General features: G+C 70.2%; 6 protein-coding genes. 4 read left to right on the top strand and 2 right to left on the bottom strand.

What is annotated here, in order from left to right; translation table 11 throughout:
- Positions 1 to 346 precede the first annotated feature (346 nt).
- The 4 genes from ACWD4B_RS34920 to ACWD4B_RS34935 are packed head-to-tail and all read left to right on the top strand — an operon-like array spanning position 347 to position 3,533.
- A complete protein-coding gene (locus ACWD4B_RS34920) occupies positions 347 to 1,090 on the top strand; it encodes an amino acid ABC transporter ATP-binding protein (protein WP_336413919.1) in 744 nt (247 codons plus the stop codon).
- Positions 1,091 to 1,105: 15 nt separating this feature from the next.
- Complete coding sequence (locus ACWD4B_RS34925) at positions 1,106 to 2,014, top strand: glutamate ABC transporter substrate-binding protein (protein WP_451424544.1); 909 nt, start codon at positions 1,106 to 1,108, stop codon at positions 2,012 to 2,014.
- Complete coding sequence (locus tag ACWD4B_RS34930) at positions 2,011 to 2,655, top strand: amino acid ABC transporter permease (protein WP_451424545.1); 645 nt, start codon at positions 2,011 to 2,013, stop codon at positions 2,653 to 2,655. Before ACWD4B_RS34925 ends, ACWD4B_RS34930 begins: the two co-directional genes overlap by 4 nt.
- A complete protein-coding gene (locus ACWD4B_RS34935) occupies positions 2,652 to 3,533 on the top strand; it encodes an amino acid ABC transporter permease (protein WP_451424546.1) in 882 nt (293 codons plus the stop codon). The genes ACWD4B_RS34930 and ACWD4B_RS34935 overlap by 4 nt, the downstream gene beginning before the upstream one ends.
- A gap of 231 nt (positions 3,534 to 3,764) precedes the next feature.
- Here ACWD4B_RS34935 and ACWD4B_RS34940 read toward each other — a convergent pair whose 3' ends face one another.
- Positions 3,765 to 4,946 (bottom strand): globin domain-containing protein, encoded by a 1,182-nt coding sequence (locus tag ACWD4B_RS34940; RefSeq protein WP_451424547.1) that lies wholly within the window; start codon positions 4,944 to 4,946, stop codon positions 3,765 to 3,767.
- 76 nt (positions 4,947 to 5,022) lie between these two features.
- On the bottom strand, positions 5,023 to 5,469 hold the full coding sequence (locus ACWD4B_RS34945; protein ID WP_336413924.1) for an Rrf2 family transcriptional regulator: 447 nt from the start codon (positions 5,467 to 5,469) through the stop codon (positions 5,023 to 5,025).
- Between the last annotated feature and the right edge of the window lie 308 nt (positions 5,470 to 5,777).

The raw sequence follows: 5,777 nt of genomic DNA on the forward strand, positions 1-5,777 counted from the left end.
CGATCTCTTCGCTGGTGGTTGCGGGGCCCCCCGCCGGGGGCGCGGGGAACTGCGCGATCAGCCACCGACGGCCTGCAGCCGACGCACCACCCAGGGGTCCGGGGCGAAGCCCTGGGAACCTCGACTGCGGGAGCGTCGTGGCTGGTCGCGCAGTTCCCCGCGCCCCTGACGGGGCGCTGCGGTGCCGCGCGACGAAGATCCGCCGGACACGGCCTAGGGCAAATGGCCGTCAACCCAACCCCGATCCGGCTCAATCCCCCTTCGCGTGCGTGTCACCGGAGAAGTCCCGTATCGATGCGGATAGCTTGCGGCGACTGCGGAGCAGCTGAGGACAGGTAGGGCTGGTATGGCCGTCGAGCCGTTGATCGAACTGCGCAACGTCAACAAGCACTACGGCAAAGTGCACGTGCTGCAGGACATCAACCTGACCGTCGGCCGCGGCGAGGTCGTCGTCGTCATCGGTCCCTCCGGCTCCGGGAAGTCCACCCTCTGCCGCACCATCAACCGCCTGGAGCCCGTCGAGTCCGGCACCATCCTCCTCGACGGTCAGCCGCTGCCCCAGGAGGGCCGGGCGCTGGCGAAGCTGCGCACCGACGTCGGCATGGTCTTCCAGTCCTTCAACCTCTTCGCGCACAGAACCGTGCTCGCCAACGTCTCGCTGGCCCAGGTCAAGGTGCGCAAGCGCGGCAAGGAGGAGGCCGACCGGCGCTCGCGCGAGCTGCTGGAGCGCGTCGGACTGCTCGCCCACGCCGAGAAGTACCCCGCCCAGCTCTCCGGCGGGCAGCAGCAGCGCGTGGCCATCGCCCGCGCGCTGGCCATGGACCCCAAGGCGCTGCTCTTCGACGAGCCCACCTCGGCCCTCGACCCGGAGATGATCAACGAGGTCCTGGAGGTCATGCGCCAGCTCGCCCGGGACGGCATGACGATGGTCGTCGTCACCCACGAGATGGGCTTCGCGCGCTACGCCGCCAACCGCGTCGTCTTCATGGCGGACGGCCGCATCGTCGAGGACCGCACACCCGAGGAGTTCTTCACCGCCCCCGAGAGCGAACGGGCCAAGGACTTCCTCTCCAAGATCCTCAAGCACTGAGCGGGGTGACGACGTATGCGACGCCGCATTGCCGCACTGGCCCTCACCGCCGTCGCCCTCCTCGCCGCCGCCTGCGGCAAGGAGGGCAGCCCGCCCGTCAAGGGCCCCAAGCCCGAACAACTGCCCGTCTACCAGGTCGCCACCGGCTTCGAGCTGCCCGACTCGCCCACCTGGCGCGCCGCGAGGAACCGCGGCCACCTCGTGGTCGGCGCCAAGGAGGACCAGCCCTACCTCGGCGAGAAGGACCCCGCCACCGGCGTCTACTCCGGCTTCGACATCGAGATCGCCCGGATGATGTCCGCCTCCCTCGGCTTCGACCCGAAGACGATCGTCTTCCGCACCATCGCCTCGGCCAACCGCGAAACCGCCCTGCAGAACGGTCAGATCGACTACTACGTCGGCACCTACACCATCAACGCCCTCCGCAAGAAGCAGGTCGGCTTCGCCGGGCCCTACTACATCGCCGGCCAGTCGCTGCTGGTCCGCAAGGACGAGAAGGGCATCGACGGCCCCCAGGACCTGGACGGCAAGAAGGTCTGCTCCGCGGCGGGCTCCACCCCGCTGCAGCGCATCCAGCGCGACTACCCCAAGGCCAAGGCCGTCGCCTACGACACCTACTCGATCTGCGTCGACAACCTCCTCACCCTCCAGGTGGACGCCGTCACCACCGACGACACCATCCTCATGGGCTTCGCCGCCAAGGCGCCCGACGAGCTCCGGATGGCCGGAAAGCCCTTCTCCCGGGAGCCCTACGGGATCGGCGTGCCCCGCGCCGACACCGCCCTGCGCCTCGCGCTCGACGACGCCATCGAGGAACACGTGAAGAACGGCGACTGGAAGAAGGCCTACGACGCGACCCTCGGCCTGTCCGGGGTGCCCGCCCCGCAGCCCCCCGCCGTCGACCGCTACGGGACCGCCTCATGAACGTCCTCACCGACAACCTCTCCCTGTACGGCAAGGGCCTGCTCGGCACCGTCGAACTCACCGTCTACGCCTCGCTGCTCGCGCTGGTCCTCGGCTTCGTGATGGCCTCCTTCCGGGTCGCCCCCGTCGGCTCGCTGCGCGCCTTCGGCACGGCGTGGGTCGCGGTGCTGCGCAACACCCCGCTGACGCTGCTGTTCTTCGCGGTGCTGCTCGGCCTGCCGCGCTTCGGCGTCGTCCTGCCGTTCCAGCTCTTCGCCGTCCTCGCCCTGGGCTGCTACACCTCGGCGTTCATCTGCGAGGCCGTGCGCTCGGGCATCAACACCGTGCCCACCGGCCAGGGCGAGGCGGCCCGCAGTCTGGGCATGACGTTCGGGCAGACCCTCGGCACCGTCGTGCTGCCGCAGGCCTTCCGCTCGGTCATCCCGCCCATCGGCTCGACCCTCATCGCCCTCGCCAAGAACTCGGCGATCGCCGGGTCGTTCAGCGTCACCGAGCTCCTCGGCACGTACAAGACGCTCAACGAACTCGGCTACAGCATCGTCTGGTCCTTCATCTGGATCGCCGTCGGCTACCTGATCGTGACCCTGACCATCAGCGCGCTGTTCAATGTGCTGGAGAAGCGCTGGGGGATCGCCCGATGAGCACGACCGGCTCCGCGTTGTACGACATCCCCGGCCCGAACGCCGTCCGGCGTCACCGCCTCTACGGCGTCGCGGCGACCGCCGTGATCCTGGCCGTGATCGCCCTGGTGCTCTATCTCCTGTTCGACACCCAGCAGTTCACGACGGCGAAGTGGCGGCCCTTCGCGTACAAGGGCATCCAGGAGATGCTGCTGCGGGGCCTCGGCAACACGCTCAAGGCGTTCGCCTACGCCGCCGTGCTCTCCCTCGTCCTGGGCGGACTGCTCGCCTGCGGGCGGCTGTCCGAGCACCGCGCCGTGCGCTGGACGGCCACCGTGCTGGTGGAGTTCTTCCGGGCGATGCCGGTCCTCGTCATGATCTTCTTCGTCTTCGTGGCCCTGAAGGTCCAGCCCCTGCCCGCGCTGGTCACGGGGCTGACCCTCTACAACGGCTCGGTGCTCGCGGAGGTCCTGCGCACCGGCGTGAACTCCGTGGAGCGCGGGCAGCGGGAGGCCGCGTACTCGCTGGGCATGCGCAAGACCCAGGTCATGTCGTACGTGCTGGTGCCGCAGGCGGTACGGGCCATGCTGCCCGCGATCATCAGCCAGCTGGTCGTGGCCCTGAAGGACACCTCGCTCGGCTTCCTGATCACCTACGAGGAGTTCCTGCACGCGGGCAAGCTGATCGCGAGCAATCTGGACTACGACCTGCCGTTCATCCCGGTCGTGATGATCATTTCCCCGATCTATATCGGGATGTGCATGCTGCTGTCACGCTGCGCGACGTGGGCGTCGCGCTGGGAGCGGCGCAGCGTCAAGACGGACGCGGTGGAGGTGGCCCCCGCAGAGCCGGGGCCGCTGCTGCCGGGCGTGGGACACCCGGGGGACTTCGGGCCGTGACCGGCCCCCGCTGTCAGATCTTCGTGCCCCGTCAGGGGCGCGGGGAACTGCGCGACCGGCCACCGACGGCCTGCAGCCGACGCACTGCCTCCGGGGTCCGGGGCGCAGCTCCTGGGGGCACCCCCAGCGGTAGCTGGGGGAGGTAGCTGGGGGAACCTCGACTGCGGGTGCGTCGTGGCCGGTCGCGCAGTTCCCCGCGCCCCTGACGGGGCACTTCTGCTCCGGTAGCCTCTACCCCTCCGCCCCCAGCCACAGGTCCGGGCCGAACACCTCGTAGTGGATGTCCGCGGCGGCGACACCGGCCTCCAGCAGCTGCGCCCGCGCCGCGCGCATGAACGGCAGCGGACCGCACAGGTAGGCGGCGGTTCCCGAGGGGATGTCGAGCTGCGAGAGGTCCGCGCGGCCCGTCCGGTCGGCGGGCCAGTCCTTCTCCGGGGCCTCGTACCAGACGTGCGCCGCGGCGTCCGGCAGCTTGGCGACCAGCGAGTGCAGGTCGGCCCGGAAGGCATGTGCCGACGGGCTGCGGTCGGCGTGCACGGCAATCACCTTGCGCTGCGCGCCCGTTGCGGCCAGATGCGTCAGCATGCCGACGATGGGCGTGCACCCGATGCCGGCCGAGGCGAGCAGCACCGGCGCGTCCCCGTCCTCCAGGGCGACGTCCCCGAAGGGGGCGCTGACGAGAATCGTCTCTCCCACGCGCGCGTGGTCGTGCAGGTGGGCGGACACCTCGCCGTCGCCGACCCGCTTGACGCTGAACTGCAGGGCCCCGTCCGGCTGTCCGGACAGGCTGTACTGGCGGATCTGCCGCGCCCCGTCCGGCAGCGTCACCTGGACGGACACGTACTGGCCGGGCCGCCCGGCCGGCACCGGCCGGCCGTCGGCCGGCTGCACGACGAAGGTCGTCACCTCGTCCGTCTCCCGGAAGCGGCCCACGACCTCGCAGGGGAACCCGGCCTCGCCGGGGGCCGTCCCCGCCCGTTCGTAGAGCCGCGCCTCCAGCGCGATCAGCGCGTTGGCCATCAGCCAGTACACCTCGTCCCAGGCTGCCGCGACCTCGGGGGTGACCGCGTCGCCGAGCACCTCGACGATCGCGGCGAAGAGGTGCTCCTGGACGATCGGGTACTGCTCGGGGGCTATGCCCAGCGACGCGTGCTTGTGCGCGATGCGCGCGAGCATCGCGTCGGGGCGGACGTCCGGGCGCTCGACCAGCGCCGAGGCGAACGCGGCGATGGAACCCGCGAGGGCCTGCTGCTGGCTGCCGTTGGCCTGGTTGCCGCGGTTGAACAGGTCGCGCAGCAGGTCGGGGTGGGCGGCGAAGAGCTTGTTGTAGAAGAGCGGCGTGATCTCGCCTATCGCACCGCCGACCGCGGGCAGGGTGGCGCGGACGACCTCGGTCGACTTGGGTGACAGCATCGACGGCTCAGCTCCTTAACTTGCATCTGAGATTCGCATTAAAGGGCACGGGGAAGCGCCCCCGGGGGAGGGTCTGTCAGGTTTGCGGTGGGTGCGGGCTCAGGCTCAGCAGTACCGGCCCGGTGGGCGGTCCGGTCAGCTCCTCGACGGTGAGCGGGTCGAGAGCGGCGAAGAAGGCCTCCTGTGCGGCGCGCAGCGCACTGCGCAGCCGGCATGCCGAGCGCAGCGGGCACGGCGGGTCGTCCTCGCAGCCGACGACGTCGCCGGCGCCCTCCAGCTCGCGCACCAGCCGGCCGACCGAGCCGGTCCGCCCGGCGGGCGTGAGGCTGAGGCCGCCGCCCCGGCCCCGGCGGGCCTCGACGACCCCGAGGTGCTGAAGGCGGCTGACCACCTTGGCGGCGTGCGTGTACGGCACGCCGACCGCGCCGGCCACCTCGCGGGTGGTCGGCGCCTGCGCTTCGTCGGCAACCGCCAGGCGCATGGCGATGCGCAGGGCGATGTCCGTGCTCTTGGTCAGTCGCACGACAGCAATCTATCTAATTGGATTTCTGGAATCCAATTAGGGCGTGATTGACAGATCGTTGACACGAGGTGAGTCTGACCTGGCGTTGATCACCCAACGGTGGTGGCGTACAGGTCTTTTTTCGACATTCACGGAGGCAATGGTGTCGCAGCTGCACGGACGCGGTGGGCAGTACGGAAAGGCGCTGGCGGCGTTCGGCGCGGCCACGGCCCTGGCAGAGGATTACGGCTCCTTGTCCACGGCCCTGCGTTTGTGCGTCTGCGCGGCCGGGCTATTTGGGGAGGACCTGCTGCAGCGCGGATATCGCC

The organism is Streptomyces sp. NPDC002536, from assembly GCF_053594995.1.

Coding starts and splice junctions, on each gene's coding strand:
- ACWD4B_RS34925 (WP_451424544.1), top strand. CDS start 1,106: ATGCGACGCCGCATTGCCGCACTGGCCCTCACCGCCGTCGCCCTCCTC.
- ACWD4B_RS34920 (WP_336413919.1), top strand. CDS start 347: ATGGCCGTCGAGCCGTTGATCGAACTGCGCAACGTCAACAAGCACTAC.
- ACWD4B_RS34940 (WP_451424547.1), bottom strand. CDS start 4,946: ATGCTGTCACCCAAGTCGACCGAGGTCGTCCGCGCCACCCTGCCCGCG.
- ACWD4B_RS34935 (WP_451424546.1), top strand. CDS start 2,652: ATGAGCACGACCGGCTCCGCGTTGTACGACATCCCCGGCCCGAACGCC.
- ACWD4B_RS34930 (WP_451424545.1), top strand. CDS start 2,011: ATGAACGTCCTCACCGACAACCTCTCCCTGTACGGCAAGGGCCTGCTC.